Below are 20,184 nucleotides of genomic sequence, written 5' to 3' on the forward strand. Positions count from 1 at the left end.
AGGCGGCCTTCACCGCGCAGTGACGCCGCCGCGCGACGCTGACCGGGGCGGCCTTGCCGCCGGATGGCGCCGTGGCCGGATGGCGCGTCCGCCAACCCCTCGGCCCGGCCGCTGCCCCGATGGTGAGACGATCGCCGGGTGGGATTCCCGGACAACATTCTGACCAGCGACGAAGAGGTCGTGCTGCACCTCCATCCACACTGGATCAGGCTGGCCGGACCGGCGGCGGCCTTCGTCGTGCTTCTCGGCCTGACCCTGTTCGGTGTACTGGCTGTTCCGGCGGGTTCGTTCCAGCACGCGGCCCAGTGGCTTGCCATCACAGCCGCGGCTGTCCTGCTCTTTTTCGCGAGCCTGCGGCCGTGGCTGCGGTGGATCACGACGAACTACGTCGTCACGACGGAGCGGGTCGTCATCCGCGAGGGAATTCTCTCCCGCCACGGCCGTGACATCCCGTTGCTCCGGCTCAACGACATCTCGTTCGACCACTCGTTCTGGGAACGCCTGGTGGGATCCGGCACGTTGACGATCGAAAGCGGGGGAGAACGCGGTCGAATCGTGCTGGCGAACCTGCCCCACGTCGAAGAGGTGTACGGCACGCTCTATCGGCTGGCCGAGGAGAACGCGATACGGCTGCGCGGTCCCGCCGACGACGGCGGTTATTCACGTTAGTTTCCTCGGGCCTGCAAGCGCACAAAAAACAAAGGCTGCGTGTTCTTCGGTCGACAGTTTCCTCGGGTCTCCGAGCACATAAAAAACAATAGTCGCGCGCTGTTCAGCCCGGTCACCACAGCCCCGTCAGGTCAGCGGATCGAATCCCTTCCACCACTCGAAGAGCGCTGCCGCGTCGGTGCTCCCGGCGACGAAGGCGACGAGATCGTCGTCGTAGCTCCAGAATATGACGTAGTAGCCGTTGTCGTAGTAACACAACAGCGATCCGACGTCGACATTCGGGTCGCTGCGCAGATGCCAGGTCTCGACACTGTTCCTGCCGTTCCGGCAGGCACCGTCCTCGGTGATCTGGTCCGACCGGTACTTGATGTCGCCGTGCAGCGAGCCGCTGTCGTAGTAGTGGAAAGCGCGTACCGTCGTCCCGTTGTTCGACCTGCATTTCAGGGACGCGTCTATGTCGGAGTCCTCGTCGTCCGAGTTTTCCACACAGTCGGTCATTTCGGCGGGGTCCAGCATCGCTTCCAGGTCGTTTTCGGCCGCGGTAAGGCCGCCTGTGGAGCTGGTGGTCGATGGTGTCGTGGAGGGGGTTGACGGCCGGGCGGGCGTCGTGGCGCTCGTCGGCCCCGCGGGGATCACCGGCAGGGTCGGGCCGGCGGATGGTCCGGTCTTCGGGTTGTCCGAACTAGCCGCGGTCAGCGCGATCACCGGGACGGCGACGGCGATGAGCACCGCCGCGGCGATCCCGGCGATCAGTCCTGTCCGTCTCGACGCCGGTCGTCCCGATGGCCCGCCTGCCGGGTACGGGCCTGCCGGGTACGCACCCGGTGGCGGGTATCCAGTAGGCGGAGGGTATCCGCCTACTGGCGTAAGGTTACCCTGAGGGCTGGTCTGCGGCGTATAGGGGCTGTGGGGGCCGGAGGGGAACTGACCGAACGGATACCGGGCGGTGGGTACGTACTGGTCCTGTGCTCCGGACGGGTACTGCCCTCGCGCTCCGGACGGGTGCTGCTCCTGTCCGTGGCGCGGATCCGCGTCAGGGCCAACCGCCGCCGCGCTCGTGGCGGATTCCGGGAGAATGCGGGTCGCGTTGGGGTCCGAACCGGAGTGCGCAGCAGCGGCCCCGCCGGCTGTTGCAACCCCGCCGGTTGCCGTGGCCGCGTATCCCGCTCCATACCCTGGCGCCGTGGGGCTGCCCACCGCGCCGACGGTGAGCAGCGCGCCCAACGGGATCGCGTATTGAGGATCGTGTGGGGGTCGGGGCCGAACGCCGCTCATCTCCAGCAACAGTGCTGATATCCGGGGTATCTGGGCTGATCCGCCGACGAGAAATATCTCGGCGAGCTCGCCCGGCCGCACACCCGCGTTCTCGGCCGTCCGGATCAGCTCCGTCACGGTGGCGCGCAACTCGCCGTCGATCGAGGCTTCCAGATCCGCTCGGGTGATCTCGACGTCTCCCACGGATCCGCCGACCCGGACGGTATGGCTGGTCGTGGTCGACAGCGCTTCCTTCGCCGCGACGACCTGCTGGCGTATCCGGGTGTGCAGCTGCTGACCGGACGGGCTCGGGTCGGCCCACAACGCGTTCCAGGCGCGTGAATCGGTCTTGCCGGCACGGTCCGCGACTCTGCGCAGCAGGATATCGTCGATCTTGTTGCCCCCGAAGTCGGGGTTGCCACCGGGCTCGCCGCGGATCTCGAACCCGCCGGGTGTCGCGGTGAGAATGGTTGCTGCGAAGGTTGCGGCGCCGAGATCATAGACGGCGATGGTCGACCCCGGCCGGAGGCCGGCCGGGTCGGCCTGCCAGCGGGCTGCCGCAATCGGTTCCGGGAGCAGGGTGACGTTGGTCAGGCCCGCCCTGAATGCGGCAGCCCGGAGCCGGTCGACCTCGGCGCCACTCCACCGGACGGGTGCCGTGAGGACCACCTGTGCCGGCGGCGGGCCTGCGCTGTGACGCGTTGCCTCGTGTACGACCTGCCGCAGGACGGCCGCGATCAGCTCGATCGTGGGGATGACCGTGCTGCCGAGCTGCACCTGGTCGGTGTTCTCCAGAGCCTGCAGGGGGCAGGGTTGCGCGCGGTCAGGATGCGTTGCCGCGATGTCGGCGGCGGCCGAGCCGGTCAACAGCCGGCCGTCGTGGCTCAGGCTGACAACAGCACGCATCGGTCCGTCCGGAGCAAGCCGTAACGGTTCCAGCCGGCCGTCGACGGCAACCGCGGCGGTGGTGAAGCCGGTGCCGATGTCGACGGCGAGTGTCAGTCCGGTTGCCACGTCTCCCCCCGGTAGGTAATTATGCGGATCTTCTGATCCGGTTTGCCCGAATATGACAGCCTTCATCCAGTACGGTGGCCGTGGTCCGGGTCATGGGGGCAGGCATGATGGTGGCGGCGCCCGAGGCGGAGCGAAGTCGCCCGGTGCGCCTGCGAACGTTGCCGATACTACGCACGGTCGCCATCTGGCGGATTCCCGGCTCGACGGCGTGTGGGCGCCGGTACGGGACGGCGAGATCATCGACCTCTCCGCATGTGACCGGCGCATTGTGTGACTGCTGTCCAAAATGTTGTGTGACTGTTGTCCGGGACCTGGCCCGGCGCCGGCCGGGCCGCCGCGAAAAGTGTTGCGCAGCGCAAGCCGCGACGGGAAAGAATCGTGTTGAAAACCCGGGAGTATCTGTTTCGATACCGCCTGTTCCCTGCGGTTACCGGCGGCTTTTCCGCAGTTACAGACGGCCTACCGGCTCGGGCAGGCTCTGACTACGCTGAGCATCGGCTGCGGCATATAGCGCGGCCTTCGGATCGTCGGGATGCAGGAAGACCCACCGCTTGTACGCCCAGAACCTGAAGATGGTCCCGAGGCCGGTACCGACCACGTTTCCGGCTAGATTGAAGGCCAGCACGCTGTCCAGGCCCAGCACGTAGCGGGCGATCCCGAGGCACCCTAGGGCGATCCCGAGCCCGATGCCGTTGAGGATCACGAAAAGAGTGTATTCACGCCGTAGGCCAGTACGTGCCCGGTGCGTGAAGGACCAGTGCCGGTTACCGATATAGGCACAGGTTGCGGCCACGATGGTGGAGACGGTTTTCGCACTGAGCCAACCCATGCCGAAAAGGCCGTGGCCCAGGTTGGAGATGAGGACGTCGACGAAGTAGCAGAAGCCGCCGACGACACCGAACTTCGCCATTTCATGAACAAGTAGCTGCCAGCGCGACCGTTTGGAACCGCCGTCCATCGTTGCCACGCTCACCTCATATGACCTTGACCGGTTTGTGTCACCGGCTGAGCGTACAGACAGCTTCCATAGGCTCATCCGACCCCCCCAGGTTCCCAGCGATCTCCAACGGCGTAGGCAAAGTCGTGATCGCGGTCGCCGTTGGCCTGCTGGTTGCGCAACCCGCCGACACCATGTCCTCGGGTTGCTCAGTGGACTGATCCCCTCGCGGTAAGTATGACCCGTGCCCCGTGGGGCGATGCATTGTGGGCCTGGCCCGGCTTGGCGCCGGGTCGGCATCATGACGATGCGGGACGCGGTGAACCGCTGGCGGAATCGGCGTGGCCGCGTCATGCTGGTTGAGGCCAGTTGTAGTGACGGCCCGACGCCCGGTGTCCCGGAGAAGTGCCCGCCGGGTCGCGACGAAGCGTCACGCACTGTCGGTGGGTTCCACAGCGACCTTCACGGCGACGTTGCCGTGTGCCTCATGGGTCGGCATCCGCTGCGCGTCCACCGTCCCCATGTGTCCATTGTCTCGTGTGTCCACCGCGCCGATGGAGGTTGTACAACCATGACCACGGTCGACGCCCGCGATGATCCATCGCGGCTGGAACGCTCTCGCAGCGCCACCGACATGCTGGCGGGGCGCGCCGCGGAGTTCGCGGCCGCCCGGCGGACCGGTGGCGAGCCGATGCGGGCCCGTCCGGCCCGCCCGACTACCGGAGTTGCGGTTCTGGCCTGCATGGATGCGCGCCTGGACGTGCACGCCCTGCTGGGCCTCGGCGAAGGTGACGCGCACGTCCTGCGTAACGCGGGCGGAGTGGTCACCGACGACATGATTCGTTCGCTGGCGGTCAGCCAGCACGAGCTGGGCACCACTGAGATCATCCTGTTGCGCCACACCCAGTGCGGGATGGTCACGATCACCGACGAGGGATTCCGGAACAAACTGCTCGAACGCACGGGGTCCCGACCGGACTGGCCCGTCCACGCATTTGATGATCTTGAAGCGAGCGTGCGGTTGTCCATTTCGCTGCTCCGCTCCAACCCCTTCCTGGCCGCCACGACGTCGGTCCGGGGCTTCATCTACGACGTGGCGAGTGGTGCCCTGCGGGAGGTCTCGGCCTGACCGGTGTCGTCACCGTGACACGGTCCCGAGGCGTCGGACGCCGGTTGGTGCCTGTCCCAAGCCGGGTCCCGGCTCTGCCGGTCCTGACGCTGCCGGTTCTGACGCGGCCAGCCCGCACACCGCCGTGACGCGCTCGACGGCGATCCGCCGGTCGAGCAGCCCCCGGTCAAGGTGGCGGCACAGGACCACCGACGCTCCGGCGGCCAGGGGAGACAGTAGCCCGCCGAGCAGCCCGTCGGGCGTGTCGTAGCCGGCCGTGGTCAGGATACGGTCCTGTTCGGTCAGGTCCCAGGCCTGCGCGTAGTAGGTGGCCAGACGCGTCAAGGTCCGCTGATTTGCCGGCGGCACCGGCGCGGTGAAGCGGTCGCCGTGGCTGAGGACCTCGCCCGCGAAGTCGAGTACTCCCGGCACCGGCTGGGCCAGCCGTCCGCCCATCGGGCGCAACGACAGAGCGACGATCTCGGCTCCGTCGCCGACCACGATCGGATCATCCACGGCGTCCTCGGTCACGAACACCGCCACCGGCGGATCGTCGTGGTCGTCCGTCCCGGACACGGCATCCGGACCGGTGTCGACGTCGGGCCGTTGGACGGCCACCCGGGCGCCCGCCGACCATGCGGCGAGCAGCACCACCGCGGTTTGCCAGTGCGGTGGTAGGACTATCCGGACGGTGTCACCCGCAGCGATTCCGAGCGTGTCGACGAGCAGGTTCGCGGTCTTGGAGACCCAGTTGTCGACGGTGGCGGCGGACAGTTCGCTCCGCTCGCCGGTGGCGTCGTCGTAGAAGGTCAGCAGCGGGCGTACCGCGTCCGCGCGCACCCTGCGGGCCAGCAGCGCGGCGACGCCGCTCACGTCGGCCGCGCCGGCCGGGGGAGCCGCGCCGGCCACCCCGGCCACCCCGGCTGCGAGGCGGCCGGAGGAGCCGAGGGCGTCAGCGGGCACGGCGGCCACAGCGATGTCCAGGACACCGTTGATGACCCCGTCAAGAAGGCGTCCGGTCGGGAAGGTCGATGAACTCATTGGATGCTCACGGTAGTGCACTGCCAGCCTGGTTGGTTACTTGGTGACGGGGGACAGCACTGTGGTGTGTCGGTTACGGGTATGTCGGTTACGGGTATGTCGGTTACGGCGTAGGTATGCCCGTTCACGGGGTGCAGGACGTGTTCGCCGGGGCGACAGGCGGTGCCGCTGAGGCGGGCGTGCCCGGCGCCGTCGCGGATCCTGGGACGGCTGATTCCGTGGCTCTCGTGGCAGTGGTCCCGCCGCCGCCGGCGGAGCCGGCCGCCGTCCCCCGCAACGCGGTGAGGGGCTGGGTCGGCAGGTCCGGCGCGTCGGTCACACCGGTGAACGAGGTGCCAAGTACCAGGACCAGCCCCCGGCTGATGGTCGGATCCTCGATGGTCTGCGAGCCGGTGATCATACTACTGAGCGTTTGCGCGGCCTTTTCCTGCCCGGCCGGATAGCGGATCTCCGTCATGACCTGTCCGGCCGGGCCGGTAGTGGTCTTCATCGAACCGGCGAATCCCAGGGCGTTGAGGGCGCCGGTCGTCTGCGCGGCCAGACCGGAGCGGCCGGTCTTGTTGCGGACTTCGGCAATGGTCACCTGGCCCGGCGGGAGCAACGGCTGGCTGGTCGTCCCGTCGCCGCTCCCGCCGCCACTGGCCGGGATGTCGTCTGCCGCCGGTCGCAGCGGGGCCAGGAGGGCGGCCAGGCCGGCGCGATCATAGAACAGCACTTGGCCGTGCGGGAGTATCTCACCCTTGTCGTTGATGGCACCGTCGGACTTCGTCGGCACAAAGGTAGGTATGGTGACAAAAGTTACCTTTCCGCCGCCGACCGCGCTGAGCCGCTGCGCGAGTTTGATCATCGCTCCGTTCTCGGTGAGGCCGTTGTCGACCTTGAGCGAGCCGCCGACGGCGCCGATCAGCTGTGTGATCTTGACAGGGTTGGTGAGGACGCCCGCGCTGGTCGCCTTGTCCAGCAGCTTCGACAGGAACTGCTGCTGGCGGGCGACGCGGTAGGTCTCGTCCGGCAGCGCGTGGCGGGTGCGGACGAATGCCAGCGCCTGGTCGCCGTTGAGATGGTTGACGCCGAGCTTTCCTCGCCACTGCGAATAGTTGTCGTGCAGGTTGGACGTGCCACCACCTGGCAGCGGCGCAACGCACACGTCCACCCCGCCGACCGCGTCGGTCATGGTCTTGAAACCGGCGAGGTCGATCGAGATGAAATGATCGATCTTGAGGCTGGTCAGGCTCTCCAATGTGCGGGTGAGCCCTTCCACGCCGCCGTAGGAGAGGATGTTGGTGAGTTTGTCCTTGCCGTCCCGGGGCGCCTTCGGGATGCCGGGGGCCACCCTCACGAGGGTGTCCCGGGGAAACGACACCAGGGTAACGGCGCTGTCCGCCCCGAAGTGGGCAACGATCGTGGTGTCGGAGCGGACCCCGTCGACCTGGCCGTACTCACCGTTGGTACCCGCACGGCTGTCATCCCCGAGCAGGAGGATGTTCATCTCGCCGGGCCGTTCGGCCGGCCGCTCGCCGCCGGGCGACCATGCGACTCCGGTGACCGAGCTGTTGAAGTAGCGGTATGCCGCCCATCCGATGGAGCTGACCGCGAGGACCAGCACTGACAGGGCGGTGGCCGCCCCGACTGACAGCATCCGTAGCGGCGAGCGCACGTGACGGCGTGCCCTCAGGGGGAGCCGTGGGTTGAGCTCGGCGGGCAATGCCAGCCGGCGCGCAGGTCTGCGACTCACCGGCTTCCTCAATCCTCCTCGGCCGGGGCGACTGGTGTGGTGGTGTTGGCGTCCACGAGGCAGCGTGGCCCTGTCTGATTGGGACGCTTTAGGCTGCTCTGACGTTGCCATGAGGCGAACGACACCTCACCACCGGGTACTGGGAAGAACCACAAGTAACATCATTGTTACTCAAGCTGCGGTTCGCGGATCATGAGCCCGGGGCGGACGGGTCCGCCGCAGGCCCATACGCGGGCGCCGGCACCGTACACGGCGGAAGGCAGACGGCATCGGCTGCGCTGACGATCCGGGAGACCGGCTACGCCCGGTTCGCAGTGATTCTAGCCGGCTCATAGACGGTGACTTGGTGTGCCCGAACGAGAGAAACCAGACACTGGACGCCCGTTCAAGGGATGGCCGGACACCTGCCCGGGAGACCTGGAACCTGCCTGATAGACCTAAAACGTACAGCTGGCGGTGAGCTCGGCTGCGGTGACGGCCGGAGCCGGAGCCGGGGGTGAGGGCATCGGGTTCGGCCGGGCGTGCTGCGAGCCGAGCCGGCCCGTCGTCGTGTCGTCCGCCGTCGTCCCCTCCCTGCCTCCCGCGCCTGCTGACGTGCCGGTCGTGTCTGTTGTGCCGGTCGTGTCTGTCGTGCCGGCTGTGCCGGTAGCGCCCCCTGCGCCTGTCGTGCCGCTGCTCGGCCCCGAGCCGGCCACCAGTGTCTTCGCGTTCACCCCTTTGAAGCCCGCACCGACCACCAGCGTGATGTGAGCCGACAGTGACGGGTCCTCGCGTAGCTGCGCTCCAGGGACCGCGGCAGCCACGGTGCGCGCCGCGGCGAGCCCGTCCGGGCCGTAGCGCACCAGCGAGGTGGCCGCGTGCCGGTCGTCGGCACTGCTGACGTGGGCGACCCGGAATCCGGCCGCGGCCAGTTCCTTTGCCGCGCTGGTCGCGAGGCCACCCGTGGTGGTGCCGTTGAGGACGTCCAGCGTGATCGATGACGGCCGGACCAGCGTCGTCCTGTCGGCAGGGTCCGTCGGTGTCGCCGTCGGTGTTGGACTCCCGGGTCTGTCGGACGGCTGCGCCGCCGAGCTCCCATGTCCGCGCAGCGGCGCCAGAAACGCCTCCAGCTGGTCGACGTCGTAGACCTGGACCGAACCGAATCGCTCAAGCTCTCCGGCTACGTTCGCGCCTTCGGCCCTGGTCGGTGGGCGGACCGGGATGGTCTCGAACCTGATCGCGTTCGCGGACATTCCCCGCAGGCGTGTCGCGAGGTTGCGCAGGTCGTCGGCGGTGGTGTCGGCGTCCACGGTCAACGCGTCGGTGGCGGACGCGAGCAGGCTCTCCAACCTGGCCGGATTGGTGAGCACACCGCTGCTGGTGGCCTTCTGGAACACCGTGCTGATGAACTGCTGCTGGCGCCTGATCCGGTCGAAGTCCCCGTCGGGCAGGCCGTAGCGCTGCCGGACGAAGGACAGTGCCTGCTCGCCGTTGAGATGGTTCTTACCCACGACGCCATGCCACTGTGAGTAGTTGTCATGCAGGTTGGACGTACCGCCGTCCGGCAGCGGCTTGACGCATACCGTCACCCCGCCGATGGCGTCCGTCATGGCCTTGAAACCGGCGAGATCGATCGACACGAAATGATCAATCTTGATCTCGGTGAGGTTCTCGATCGTTTTGATCAGCAGGGACGGGCCACCGATCGTGATCGCCGAGTTGAGCTTGTTACGGCCATGGCCGGGGATGCGCACAAGGGTGTCCCGGGGGAACGACACCAGCGTGGTCGTTCCGTCCGCATCCAGGTGGGCGAGCATGGTCGTGTCCGCGCGTTCCCCGGGGACGACTTCCTGGCTCTGGTACATGTTGCCGGTGCCTGCCCGGCTGTCCGACCCGACCAGCAGGAAGTTCGCGGTCCCGGGCGGGGCCGCGGCCGGCCGCTCACGGTCGTCGCCGAGCGCGAGGGCAACTCTGTTGATCTGAGCGTCGAAATAGCGATAGATGACGTAGCCGCCCGTGCTCGCCACGACGACTGCCATCGACAGCACGCCGGCGAGGGCGAGGAGCAGCTTCTGGCTCAGGCGGCGTTGCCGCCGGGTCTCCCCCCGGGCGCGAAAGAACCATGATCGCGTAGTTGTTGGCCCGCTGATCCGAGAATCCGGGTCTGCGGAGGAGTCCTGGCCCGGGTGTACCGCGGTGCTGGTGGACTGGTCCACGGGAACCCTGGCCGTAGCGGTCACCGTGCCGTACCTCCCACCCCCACCATGGCCTGGTACCGGTTCACAAGCATGTACGCCGTCCGATGTGTCCCACGCCCCCGATATGGTCCTGTGTACCACTATGTCCCAGTACCACTATGTCCCAAGTGGCGGCCTCAAGTGGCGCCGCGTCCGGCGTATCGCCGGGTTGTCCGGGCCTCCGGCGCCATGGTCACGTCGCCTTCGGTCGGTATGCCGGTAGCCTTGCCGCTGTTCGCGGGTCGGGTTCCGGATTCATCGCGGCATTACCCCTCTACCGCCGATGTCATGACTGATGCCATGGCCACGGTGGACAACTGTGGTCCTGATTGTTGAAGGTACCCGTCGTAGGCGCGACGCACCCGTTGCGGGGATGCCGCGGGACGCGGCGAGTCCCGCGTTCCCGCGGCCTCCAGCCGGCACCGGGGCGCGTCGCAACAGCACAGCCGTTGCCGAAACAATGCCGTTCGGCGCGTATGGGTTCGTCTCGTACGGGCTCGTCTCGTACGGGCTCGCATGGTCGCCGTCCAGTCGCACGATAGGGTTCGGATCATGAAGGCTCTTGTGCTTGCCGGTGGTTCCGGAACACGGTTGCGCCCGATCACCCACACCTCGGCCAAGCAACTTGTGCCCGTGGCGAACAAGCCGGTGCTTTTCTACGGGCTGGAAGCAATAGCCGACGCGGGTATCACGGATGTCGGGATCATTGTCGGGGAGACCGCCGCGGAGATCGAGGCCGCCGTCGGCGACGGTGCCGGCCTGGGGATCGAGGTCACCTACATCCGTCAGGAGGCACCGCTGGGCCTCGCCCACGCCGTGCTCGTCGCTCGTGATTTTCTCGGTGACGAACCGTTCGTGATGTACCTCGGCGACAACCTGATCATCGGTGGGATCTCGGGGCTGGTGGAGGAGTTCCGCCGGAGCAGGCCGGACGCCCTCATCTTGTTGACGAAGGTCTCCAACCCGTCCGCGTTCGGTGTGGCGGAGCTGGGACCCGGCGGGCAGATCGTGCGTCTCGTCGAGAAGCCGCAGCAGCCACTCAGCGACCTCGCCCTTGTCGGGGTGTACCTGTTCGGCTCGGTGGTCCATGACGCCGTGCGGGCGATCAAACCGTCCGCGCGCGGCGAACTGGAGATCACCGAGGCGATCCAGTGGCTCGTGGACGGTGATTACGAGGTTGCGCCGCACATGGTCGAGGGCTATTGGAAGGACACCGGGCGGCTCGACGACATGCTGGAGACCAACCGGCACCTGCTGGAGTCGCTGGAGCCGGACGTACGCGGTGTGATCGACGAGGACAGCACGGTCGTCGGCCGAGTCGTGGTCGAGGAGGGCGCGTCGTTGGTGCGGTCCACCGTACGCGGTCCGGCGATCATCGGTCGGGACACGAAGATCGTCGACTCCTATGTCGGCCCGTTCACCTCGATCTACTACTCGTGCACGATCGAGAACACCGAGATCGAGTACTCGATCGTGTTGGAGCGGGCGACCATCCGGGGGATCGGGCGCATCGAGGACTCACTGATCGGCCGGGATGTCGAGGTCGTCTCGTCGGGGGCCCGTCCGCGGGCGCACCGGCTGATGCTCGGCGACCACTCCCGCGTCTCGGTCGCTCCCACGTCCTGACCGGTCGGCCGGGTACGGGCGGAGCTGGGACATCCCGGCCGGATGGATGCCGGACAGTGGCCCGGGAGCATCTGGTCGGCCCCGGGGACGCAGACGAGCTTCGCGGACCATCTCGGCGACGGTCACGCAGGCGATCACCAGGCAGAGGACGAACGTGGCGATCGTCACTCCCGCGGGGAACGGCGCCCAGCGTCCGATCACGGTGACGACCTCGGCGACGTGCAGCGGGGGAACCGACTCGCCGCGAGGCAGCCAGTAGTACGCGCACACGGCCCACAGCGCTGCAGCCTGCATGACCAGTGCGCCGACCAGGACGATCAGGCTGGCGGCCCGTTCGTGCACGCGCAGCAGCCGGCCGAGACCGACAGCGGTGACGACGGCGAGGCCCACCACGCCCATGTACAGGTAGCGGCCCTGGATGGCGATGGCCTGGGTGTATTTCAGGTAGTCCGAATAGCTACGCTGGCCCACCAGCAGATAGGCCAACAGGATCGGCATGAGCAGTACCAGTGGACGTCCGGACGCAGACGCGCGTAGACGGGCGAACCCGTGCCCCTGGGCTCCGCCGGTGATCGGCGGACGAACGACCGCCGCTATGACGCATCCCAGCACGGCTGTGGTTGCGATGGCGATCGCGACCGGGGACAACTGAGGCGGTTCGAACATCCCGAGACCGCCCCAGAACCGGCTGATGATGGTCCGCCAGAAGTACTCGTACCACGTGTAGAAGGACTTCGGCAGCAGGATCGGCTCACGCCGTGGGGGTTCCGTTGCCCATCCGTTGGGCTGTACCGCGTCGTAGAGGACGTAGTTGCGGGCCCACCACCATCCGCCGGTGGCGCAGGCGATCCCGATCGCGAGCAGCGCCGGGCACACCGGCGGTGCCCGCAACACCCGGGTGGGAACAATCCGGTTGTAGTGACGACGCGGGCTGTGGCGGCAGGAGCGGCGGGACCGGCGGGGGCGGGCCCAGCCGGCGAGATAGGCGGCGGCAACCACGACCACCAGGGGCAGGGCGAGTGCCTTGGTGAGGAAGGCGAGCCCGAGCAGCAGGCCGACGCCCACCGCCGTCCGCCGTCGCATGTCGCCGGTGAGCACGCCGGCGAGCAGTACCGTCAGCCCGCCCACCGACAGCATCAGCAGACCGTCGTTGTTGAACGTGGCACCGACCCGGGTGAGCCCGGGGACGGCCAGTGGCATCACGGCGGTGGCCTGGGCCAGCGGCGCGCGCAGCCCGAACCGCCGGGCGGCTTCCCAGGCGAGCAACGGCAGCGGGGCCACGACGATGATGTTCAACAGGCGCAGGATCCAGACCTGCTGGTCGTAGGCCCAGTGCGAGGAGCCGGGCAGCGCCGACAGCAGGGCGGCCCCGACCACGTAGATCAGCGGCGGGTGCTGGACCATCTGGTTGGACAGCCGGCCGTCGGTGACCGGACCGGGCCCACCCAGCGCGTCGAATGACAGGCGCTGGTCGCGGGGGGTCGGATCGATCTCGGCGAACGGGGGTTCGCCACTGTTCCTGCCGCCCGACTGGAACATCTGGGCGTAACGGCCGCGGTCGAAGTCGTCCGAGGTCGCGGCGACTCCCGCGGAGATGATCCGTTCACCGGGTGCCGGCCAGCCGGAACCGTGCTGCAGGCCGTAGACCATGTCGACGTGCTGGGCCTCGTCATAGCCCATCCAGGTGGTGAAGGTGAACGAGTAGGTCAGCAGCAGCGCGAAATGAAGCACGGTCACCAGCACGACTGCCCGCGGCGGCCGGGGCCGGCGGGCACGTGGACATGGCACACCGGTGGCAGGGGGGTCGGCGCTGGGCTGCCTGCGGCGGGCGCCGGCGTCCGGGCCCGGTTGCCGTGGGATCTCGGCCGTCGGCCATGCGATCTTGATCTCTGCGTAATCGACGATCGTCATCTCTCCAGGACGACGGCAGCCGGCCGCCGTTGGTCAGCTGCGCCCGCGGTCAGCAGGCCGCTCTTAGCTTAGCCATACAATTGCCGTTGGCAATTGTATGGCTACTACATGTGATTTCATAGGTCGTAGGTGCGAATCCGGCCGGGTATTGGGTCTGCGACACTTGCCGGGTGCGCGTGATGGTGACGGGAGCCGGTGGCCAGCTCGGGGTGGACCTGTGCCGGCTGCTGGAGTCGGATGAACGGGTCCGTACCTGGGCGGGGTTCACCCGTGCCGAGCTGGACATCACCGATCCGGCGCGGGTACGGGCCGTCGTCCGCGACCAGGCCCGGCCGGCGAAGATCCAGGGTGGTCTCGTGGTCGTGAACACCGCGGCCTGGACCGATGTGGACGGTGCCGAGTCCGACGAGACGGGGGCCTACGCCGTCAACGTCACCGCGCCGGCACATCTGGCCGCCGCATGCGCGGAGGTCGGCGCGACCCTGGTGCATGTCTCCACCGACTACGTCTTCGACGGGACCGCCGACAAACCGTACGAAACACACCACCCGACCGCGCCGCGCTCGGCATACGGGCGGACCAAGCTCGCCGGTGAACAGGCCGTGCTCGCGTTGTGCCCGTCGTCCTATGTGGTGCGGACCGCGTGGGTGTACGGCGCGTCCGGGCGCAACTTCGTCCGGACGATCGCGCGGCTCGCCCGTGAGCGCGACACGCTTGCCGTCGTCGACGACCAGCGCGGCTCCCCGACCTGGTCGGTGGATCTTGCTGCCGGGATGATCGATCTTGTAGCCGCAGGTGCCGGGAGCGGTCTCTACCATTGCACCGGTGGTGGCGACACGACCTGGTTCGGGTTCGCCCGCGCGATCGTCTCCGAACTCGGGATGGACCCGGAGAAGGTCAGGCCGACGACGACGGACGCGTTCCCGCGCCCCGCGCCACGCCCGGCCTACTCGGTGTTGTCGTCCCGGTCGTGGACGGACGCGGGGCTGCGACCGCTGCGCCCCTGGCGGGACGCGCTGGCCGCGGCCTTCGCGGAGTCCGGCGACGTCCTGCGGGCCTGACGTTCCGCGTGCCTGACGCCGTGGGCGCCTGGCGCGTCGCGGGCCAGGCCGGCGGGACCGCTTGCGGCCTGGAGCCTACCGTTGTTGGGAAACCCTGTCGAGAAGCATCGGTGGCGAGCGCTACCGTTGGGAGCGTGACGACCAAGACCGGTGCTTCGCCCGCTTCGCAGGCGACCGAGACCAGTGGTTCGACCGTTTCGCGGGGGCAGGGCAGGCATGTCCTGGTTGCGGTGGCATGGCCGTATGCTAACGGCATGCCCCATCTGGGGCACATCGCCGGCGCCTACCTACCGGCCGACATCTTCGCCCGCTACCAGCGGATGGCGGGCAGCCGGGTGCTCATGGTGTCGGGCAGTGACGCCCACGGCACGCCTATCACTGTGCGTGCCGACATCGATGGCGTATCGCCGGCTGAGATCGTCAACCGTTACCACCCGGAGTTCCTGCGTATCTGGGACGATCTCGGGATCAGCTTCGACCTGTTCACCTCGACGATGACCGACAACCATCGCGAGGTCGCGCAGGACGTCTTCACCCGGCTGCGGGAGGCCGGTTACATCACCTCCGAGGAGACCGTCCAGTTCTTCGATCCGCAGGCCGGTCGCTTCCTGCCCGACAGGTACGTGGTCGGAACCTGCCCGTTCTGTGCGTACGGCGAGGCCCGCGGCGACCAGTGCGAGAACTGCGGCCGCACCCTCGATCCGGACATCCTGCTCGACCCGCGCAGCAAGCTCACCGGCGCGGTTCCGGAGAAACGGGCCACCACCCATTTCTTCCTGCGGCTGTCCGCGCTCGCCGACGACCTGCTGGCGTGGTTGGAAACCCGCAGCGGCTGGCGCCGGCACGTCATGAACTGGTCCCTGCAGTTCGTCAAGGACGGCCTGCACGACCGGGCCATCACCCGCGACCTGGACTGGGGCGTCCCGCTGCCCACCGACGAGCTCGGTCCGGGCAAGCGGATCTACGTCTGGTTCGAGGCCGTGATCGGCTACCTGTCGGCGAGCAAGGAATGGGCGATCCGGGCCGGCGATCCGGACGCATGGCGTGACTGGTGGCAGAACCCGGACGCGTCCAGCTACTACTTCGTCGGCAAGGACAACATCCCGTTCCACACGGTGATCTGGCCGGCGATGCTGATCGGCTACGGCGGGTTGGAGCTGCCGACGGACGTCCCGGCCAACCAGTACGTGACGTTCGGTGGGGCAAAGGCGTCGAAGTCCGCGGGGATCGGGCGCGGGGTCCGGGAGTACCTCGACCGGCTCCAGCCGGATGCGTTGCGTTATGCCCTCGCGACAGTGCTGCCGGAACAGAACGACACCGAAATCACCGACGCGGACATCATCCGGCGGATCAACGACGAGCTGATCGCGAACTGGGGCAACCTGGTCAACCGGGTGATGGCCCAGATCGGCAAGCGTTTCGACGGGCGCCTGCCCGACACCGGGGAGCTCGACGGCGTGCACGCCAAACTGATCGAGTCGGTGGACGCGGGTCTGGTACGGGTGGGCGAACTGATCGAGCGGGTGGAGCTGCGGGCGGCGCTGCGGGCCGCCATGGAGATCTCCGCCGAGGTGAACGCCTACCTCTACCGCGAGGAACCGTGGAAGACGGTCAAGGCCGACCCCGACCGGGCCGGGCGCAGCCTGGCCGTGTCGATCCAGGCGATCTCGGGCATCACGACCGCGCTCGCGCCGTTCCTGCCGTTCACCTCGGCCCAGCTGGCCGACGTCCTCGGCATCAGCCTGGACGTCTGGGAGCGCCAGCCCGTGCCGGCCGGTCACACCCTGACCTGGTCGGGGGCGTTGTTCACCAAGCTCGATCCAGACGCTCTGGGGTGATGCCCGCGGCGCCACCGGGGGGCCGGGCGGTGGGCGGTCGGATGCCGAGCGCCCGGCCATTGGGCACCCAGGCGGCCGGTGGTCGACTGGCCGGTCGACTGGCTGGCGGCCGGCTGCTGGGCACCCGGATGGCTGGCGGTCGACTGGCGGATAGTCGGGCGTTGGCCGGCCGGGCATCGGCTGGCTGGCGGGCGGTCGGCTGATGGGCGGTCGGGCGCTGGGAGCCGCGATGCGGCGGCATGCCGTCTTCGTCGGGATCGCCGCGTCAGGGGGCGTCCTGCGCGCGCTGGTCACCGTCGCGTACCCGCCTTCGATCATGTACCTCGGGGACTCGGCCGCCTACCTCGACCAGGCATGGACGGGCCTGTGGCCGGGGGACTGGAGGCCGTCCGGCTACCCGATGTTCCTCTTGCTGATCGACGGCCACGCCCATCTCACCAGGCTCGTGATCGTCCAGCATCTGCTGACGTTCATGGCCGGGGTGGGCCTGTACGCCGTCGCGCTTCGCGCCGTACGCGCTCCCTGGCTCGCCGCCTGTGCCGCCGCGCCCGTCCTGCTGTGGCCGTGGGTGCTCGACCTCGGCCAGTTCGTCCTCGCGGACAGCCTGTTCGGGGCGCTGGCCGCCGGCGGGGTGATCATGCTTGCCCGTCCCGGCCGGCCCGCCGTGCGGGCATGCGCCGCCGCGGGGCTGTTACTCGGAACGTCCGTGACGATCCGCCCGGTCGGTTACGGCCCACTTGCCGTGGGCGCCGTCGCGCTGGTCGCCGTGGCCGTCCGGGCACGCGGTCGCCGCGGTCGCCGCGGTCGCCGCGGTCGCGGCGGTGGCGGCGGTGGCGGCGGTGGCGGTGGTGGCGGTGGGTTGGTGCGCCTGTCGGTGTTCGCGCTCGCCGCCGCCGTGCCGATCCTCGGCTACTCGACCTGGAGTGTGGCGAACGGGGGTGCCTTCTCCGTCTCGGCGCACGCCGGCTTCTTCCTGTACGGACGGGTGGCGCCGTTCGCCGACTGTGACGTCCTGTCCCGGCAGGACCTCCGGACGCTCTGCGACCCGCGGCCGGTGGCGCAGCGCCCACAACCCGACATGTACCTGTGGCCCCACGACTCGCTGCTGCGCCAGGGCAACCGCGGCATCCCCGCCGGGCGCGAGGAGCTCGCCGGGCAGTTCGCCGCCGAGGTCGTCCGGGCCCAACCGGCAATGGTGGCCACCACCACGGCTACCTATCTGATCGGCTACTTCTCGCCCGTCCGGCACGAGAACGCGCGGACCTCGCGGGCGGCGACCTGGGAGATGCCCGCGGAGCTGACCAACGTCCTGCCTGCTGAGAACCCGCATGCCGCCGACGGCCACTATGTCCTCACCGGGATCTCCCGGCCGCTCGCCGGGGTCCTCTCGACGTACAGCCGTCTGAGCTACCTGCCCATGCCCCTGGTGGGAACCGGTCTGCTCGCCGGCATCGTGGCGGCGGTGGCCGGCACCCGGCGAGGCCGCGCCAGGCCGGGTGCCGCCGAATCGGATCCGGCAGGGCCCGGTTCGGCCGGGCGAGGATGCCCCGGGTCGGATCCCGCCGGGTCGGATCCCGCCGGATCGGGTTCGGTCGGGCCAGGGTGCCTCGCGTCGGGTTTGTCCGGATCGGATCCCGCCGGGCTCGCTTCGACCGGATCGGGTTTGGCCGGGCCGGGTCGGATGTTCTGGCTGGCGTCCGGCGCGGGCATGTCCGTGCTCGTGCCCGCGGCGCTGACCGCCGGCTTCGACTACCGCTACCTGGGATCGGTCGTCGGCCTTCTCGGCGCCGCAGCGGTACTCGGCTGGACGGCCCTGGCGCGGGTGCTTCATGCCGCTGCCTCGGCTGGTGCCGCCGGTGCCGGCCGGGGCGCCGCAGGCGTGCAGCGGGTGAACGGGGTGATCTGGCCGGTCAGCGGCCAGGACCGCCGGGCCGGCTCGTCCGGGCACCAGCCGAGCTGGCCGAGCAGGGCGTCGAGGTTGCGGACAGCGTCGGGGAACACCAGGTTGTAGGTGACCAGGTACAGCGTGCCGGCCCGCGGCCGCGCGGCGAGGAACGATGGGATCGAGGCATCCCAGCCCAGCGGAGGCAGGACGAGCGTGTCCGCTTCGGCGACCGGCGTTCCCGACGTGTCCGTCGTTGGATAGTCGGCGTAGTACTGCACGTAGTACTGCTGGGCCTTGTGCCACTGCCGTTCGTCCCACCGCCCGGGGATCACGATCTGGACGTCGCCCGGCCTGGACGTCCGCCGCTGGACGGCGACCAGCTCCCGCATGTCGCCGAGTAACAGTGGGCCGGCCGCGCTCGCTCGGATCTGCCTGGTCCGCTGGGCACTGACCGCCCCGACCGCCAGGACGAAGACCAGGACCGTACCCATCGCCAACACGGCGATTGCCCGGATCAGCCCCGGCTGGCCCGGCCATGGTTGCTCCGGTCGCTCCGGTTGGCCTGACCGCGGCCGCTCCGGCCGGATCAGTGTTGATCGGACCAGTGTTGATCGGAGCAGTGTCGACCCACCGATACCGGCGAGCACATAAAGTAACGGCAGGAGGAACAGGTTCGCCCGGACGAATCCGACCGGCCACTGTCCCGTGGCTGAGGCGAGTGTGATCAACGCCAGCGCTCCGCCGAGCGCCAGCAACAACACCTGGCCCGCCCGGTGCCGCGCCGCCGCGACCAGGCCGACCGTCCAGCACAGCAGCGCGCCGGCGATCACGCACACGTGCAGCCGGTGGTCCGGGTCGGCGAGCAGCGGTGAGCCGGTGAACGGTGAACCGAACTGCGCGTCCGGACGGGTCATCGCTGCTGTGAACGCGTTGCGGGGCAGCTCCCAGAGGGCTGTCCGTAACTGGCCGGCGGCGTTGTCCCGGGTGATGAAGAAGTTCCGCCAGTATGGATTCGTGGTCAGGTAGCTCTGCGGCAGGACGAACAGCACGAGGTGGGCGAGCCCGCAGCCGCCCACCAGAACGGAGCCAGCCAGCCCAGCCAGAATCGGACGTTGCCATGAACCCTGCCGGGGACGCTGCCGCGGACCCGCCTGAGGGTGCTGCTGTGGACCTTGCCGGGGGTGCTGTCGCGGATCTTGTCGTGGGCGGGCCGCGCCCGGCGCCGCGACAGGCGTTTCGGTCGGCGCTGTGGTCGGCGCTCCGGTCGGCGTTTCGGTCGGCACCGCGGTCGGCGCTGCAACCGGCGTTTCGGTCGGGGCGGTCCGGGGCGGGCGCGGGCGGCGCGCACGCCAGGACCGAGCGGCGTCCAGGCCGTCCAGTATCAGCAGAGGGGCCAGTACGAACAGCGACGTTACGGTCATGACCGCGCACAACGCCATGCCCGCCTGCGCCGGCCACGGACGCCGGCCGGCGTCGGCGCGGCGGCGTGCGCACAGCCACAGATGCGTGACGGCCGCCGCGCAGGCGGCCTCCGGCAGGTACGACTTCAGCTGCATCCCGTAGACGAGCAGTCCGCCGTTGACCGTCAGCAGCCCGGCGACCACCGTGGCGTCCGGCCGTGGCAGCCACCACCGGCACAGCAGGTAGGTGACCAGTGACAGCGCGACCAGCGCGATGATCTGGGGCAGCCGCAGGACGAGCTCGGTGTCGCCGCCCAGGGCGACCGCCAGTTTCTCGACCGCGAACCAGCCCCCTGAAAGCGGCGCGTTCGCCGTTTCCAGGCTCTCGAACCAGCCCGCGCCGACGCTGATGTGGTACGCCCGCCATGCCTCGTCGTACCAGAGCGGACGGATCAACGTCGGCCACAGCGCGGCGACCACCGCAGCATC

At 68.9% G+C, this 20,184-nt stretch carries 13 protein-coding genes; 7 read left to right on the forward strand and 6 right to left on the reverse strand.

Annotated elements, in window-relative coordinates; all coding sequences use genetic code 11:
- Positions 1 to 138: 138 nt before the first annotated feature.
- Entirely contained in the window at positions 139 to 669 is a 531-nt protein-coding gene (locus tag CV1CTNOD_RS05120; RefSeq protein ID WP_131784996.1) for a PH domain-containing protein, read from the forward strand.
- A gap of 126 nt (positions 670 to 795) precedes the next feature.
- Here the strand turns inward: CV1CTNOD_RS05120 and CV1CTNOD_RS05125 are convergent, their stop codons facing one another.
- Positions 796 to 2,937, reverse strand: coding sequence for an Hsp70 family protein (locus CV1CTNOD_RS05125; protein ID WP_165485318.1), 2,142 nt, complete (start codon positions 2,935 to 2,937; stop codon positions 796 to 798).
- Positions 2,938 to 3,385: 448 nt separating this feature from the next.
- A complete protein-coding gene (locus CV1CTNOD_RS05130) occupies positions 3,386 to 3,895 on the reverse strand; it encodes a GtrA family protein (RefSeq protein ID WP_131785032.1) in 510 nt (169 codons plus the stop codon).
- Positions 3,896 to 4,445: 550 nt separating this feature from the next.
- On the opposite strand from CV1CTNOD_RS05130, the gene CV1CTNOD_RS05135 reads away from it, so the two are divergent.
- Complete coding sequence (locus CV1CTNOD_RS05135; protein ID WP_131784998.1) at positions 4,446 to 5,003, forward strand: beta-class carbonic anhydrase; 558 nt, start codon at positions 4,446 to 4,448, stop codon at positions 5,001 to 5,003.
- Positions 5,004 to 5,012: 9 nt separating this feature from the next.
- On the opposite strand, the gene CV1CTNOD_RS05140 is transcribed toward CV1CTNOD_RS05135, so the two are convergent.
- From CV1CTNOD_RS05140 to CV1CTNOD_RS05150, 3 genes are all read right to left on the reverse strand, one after another.
- The gene (locus tag CV1CTNOD_RS05140) at positions 5,013 to 6,023 is read right to left on the reverse strand and encodes a TIGR03089 family protein (RefSeq protein ID WP_131784999.1); all 1,011 of its coding nucleotides are present in this window, start codon (positions 6,021 to 6,023) and stop codon (positions 5,013 to 5,015) included.
- A 124-nt stretch (positions 6,024 to 6,147) separates the two neighbouring features.
- Positions 6,148 to 7,758 (reverse strand): LCP family protein, encoded by a 1,611-nt coding sequence (locus CV1CTNOD_RS05145; protein ID WP_242606372.1) that lies wholly within the window; start codon positions 7,756 to 7,758, stop codon positions 6,148 to 6,150.
- A gap of 437 nt (positions 7,759 to 8,195) precedes the next feature.
- The gene (locus CV1CTNOD_RS05150) at positions 8,196 to 9,977 is read right to left on the reverse strand and encodes an LCP family protein (protein WP_131785000.1); all 1,782 of its coding nucleotides are present in this window, start codon (positions 9,975 to 9,977) and stop codon (positions 8,196 to 8,198) included.
- A 549-nt stretch (positions 9,978 to 10,526) separates the two neighbouring features.
- Here CV1CTNOD_RS05150 and CV1CTNOD_RS05155 point away from each other — a divergent pair.
- A complete protein-coding gene (locus tag CV1CTNOD_RS05155; protein ID WP_131785001.1) occupies positions 10,527 to 11,600 on the forward strand; it encodes a glucose-1-phosphate thymidylyltransferase in 1,074 nt (357 codons plus the stop codon).
- Here CV1CTNOD_RS05155 and CV1CTNOD_RS05160 read toward each other — a convergent pair.
- Positions 11,493 to 13,511 (reverse strand): glycosyltransferase family 39 protein, encoded by a 2,019-nt coding sequence (locus tag CV1CTNOD_RS05160; protein ID WP_131785002.1) that lies wholly within the window; start codon positions 13,509 to 13,511, stop codon positions 11,493 to 11,495. The genes CV1CTNOD_RS05155 and CV1CTNOD_RS05160 overlap by 108 nt on opposite strands.
- Before the next feature lie 179 nt (positions 13,512 to 13,690).
- Between CV1CTNOD_RS05160 and rfbD the strand changes: the two genes are divergently transcribed.
- From rfbD to CV1CTNOD_RS05175, 4 genes are all read left to right on the forward strand, one after another.
- The gene (gene rfbD / locus CV1CTNOD_RS05165; RefSeq protein WP_207386194.1) at positions 13,691 to 14,572 is read left to right on the forward strand and encodes a dTDP-4-dehydrorhamnose reductase; all 882 of its coding nucleotides are present in this window, start codon (positions 13,691 to 13,693) and stop codon (positions 14,570 to 14,572) included.
- A 230-nt stretch (positions 14,573 to 14,802) separates the two neighbouring features.
- Complete coding sequence (gene metG / locus CV1CTNOD_RS05170; protein ID WP_242606384.1) at positions 14,803 to 16,410, forward strand: methionine--tRNA ligase; 1,608 nt, start codon at positions 14,803 to 14,805, stop codon at positions 16,408 to 16,410.
- Positions 16,410 to 16,613, forward strand: coding sequence for a hypothetical protein (locus CV1CTNOD_RS25420; RefSeq protein ID WP_207386195.1), 204 nt, complete (start codon positions 16,410 to 16,412; stop codon positions 16,611 to 16,613). Before metG ends, CV1CTNOD_RS25420 begins: the two co-directional genes overlap by 1 nt.
- Positions 16,613 to 18,421 carry a hypothetical protein gene (locus CV1CTNOD_RS05175; protein ID WP_347402894.1) on the forward strand — a complete coding sequence of 603 codons (1,809 nt, stop codon included), beginning with the start codon at positions 16,613 to 16,615 and terminating at the stop codon, positions 18,419 to 18,421. Before CV1CTNOD_RS25420 ends, CV1CTNOD_RS05175 begins: the two co-directional genes overlap by 1 nt.
- The last annotated feature ends 1,763 nt before the right edge of the window (positions 18,422 to 20,184 follow it).

Origin of the sequence: Protofrankia symbiont of Coriaria ruscifolia, assembly GCF_900634745.1 — a bacterium.
Classification (GTDB): Bacteria; Actinomycetota; Actinomycetes; order Frankiales; family Frankiaceae; genus Protofrankia; species Protofrankia californiensis.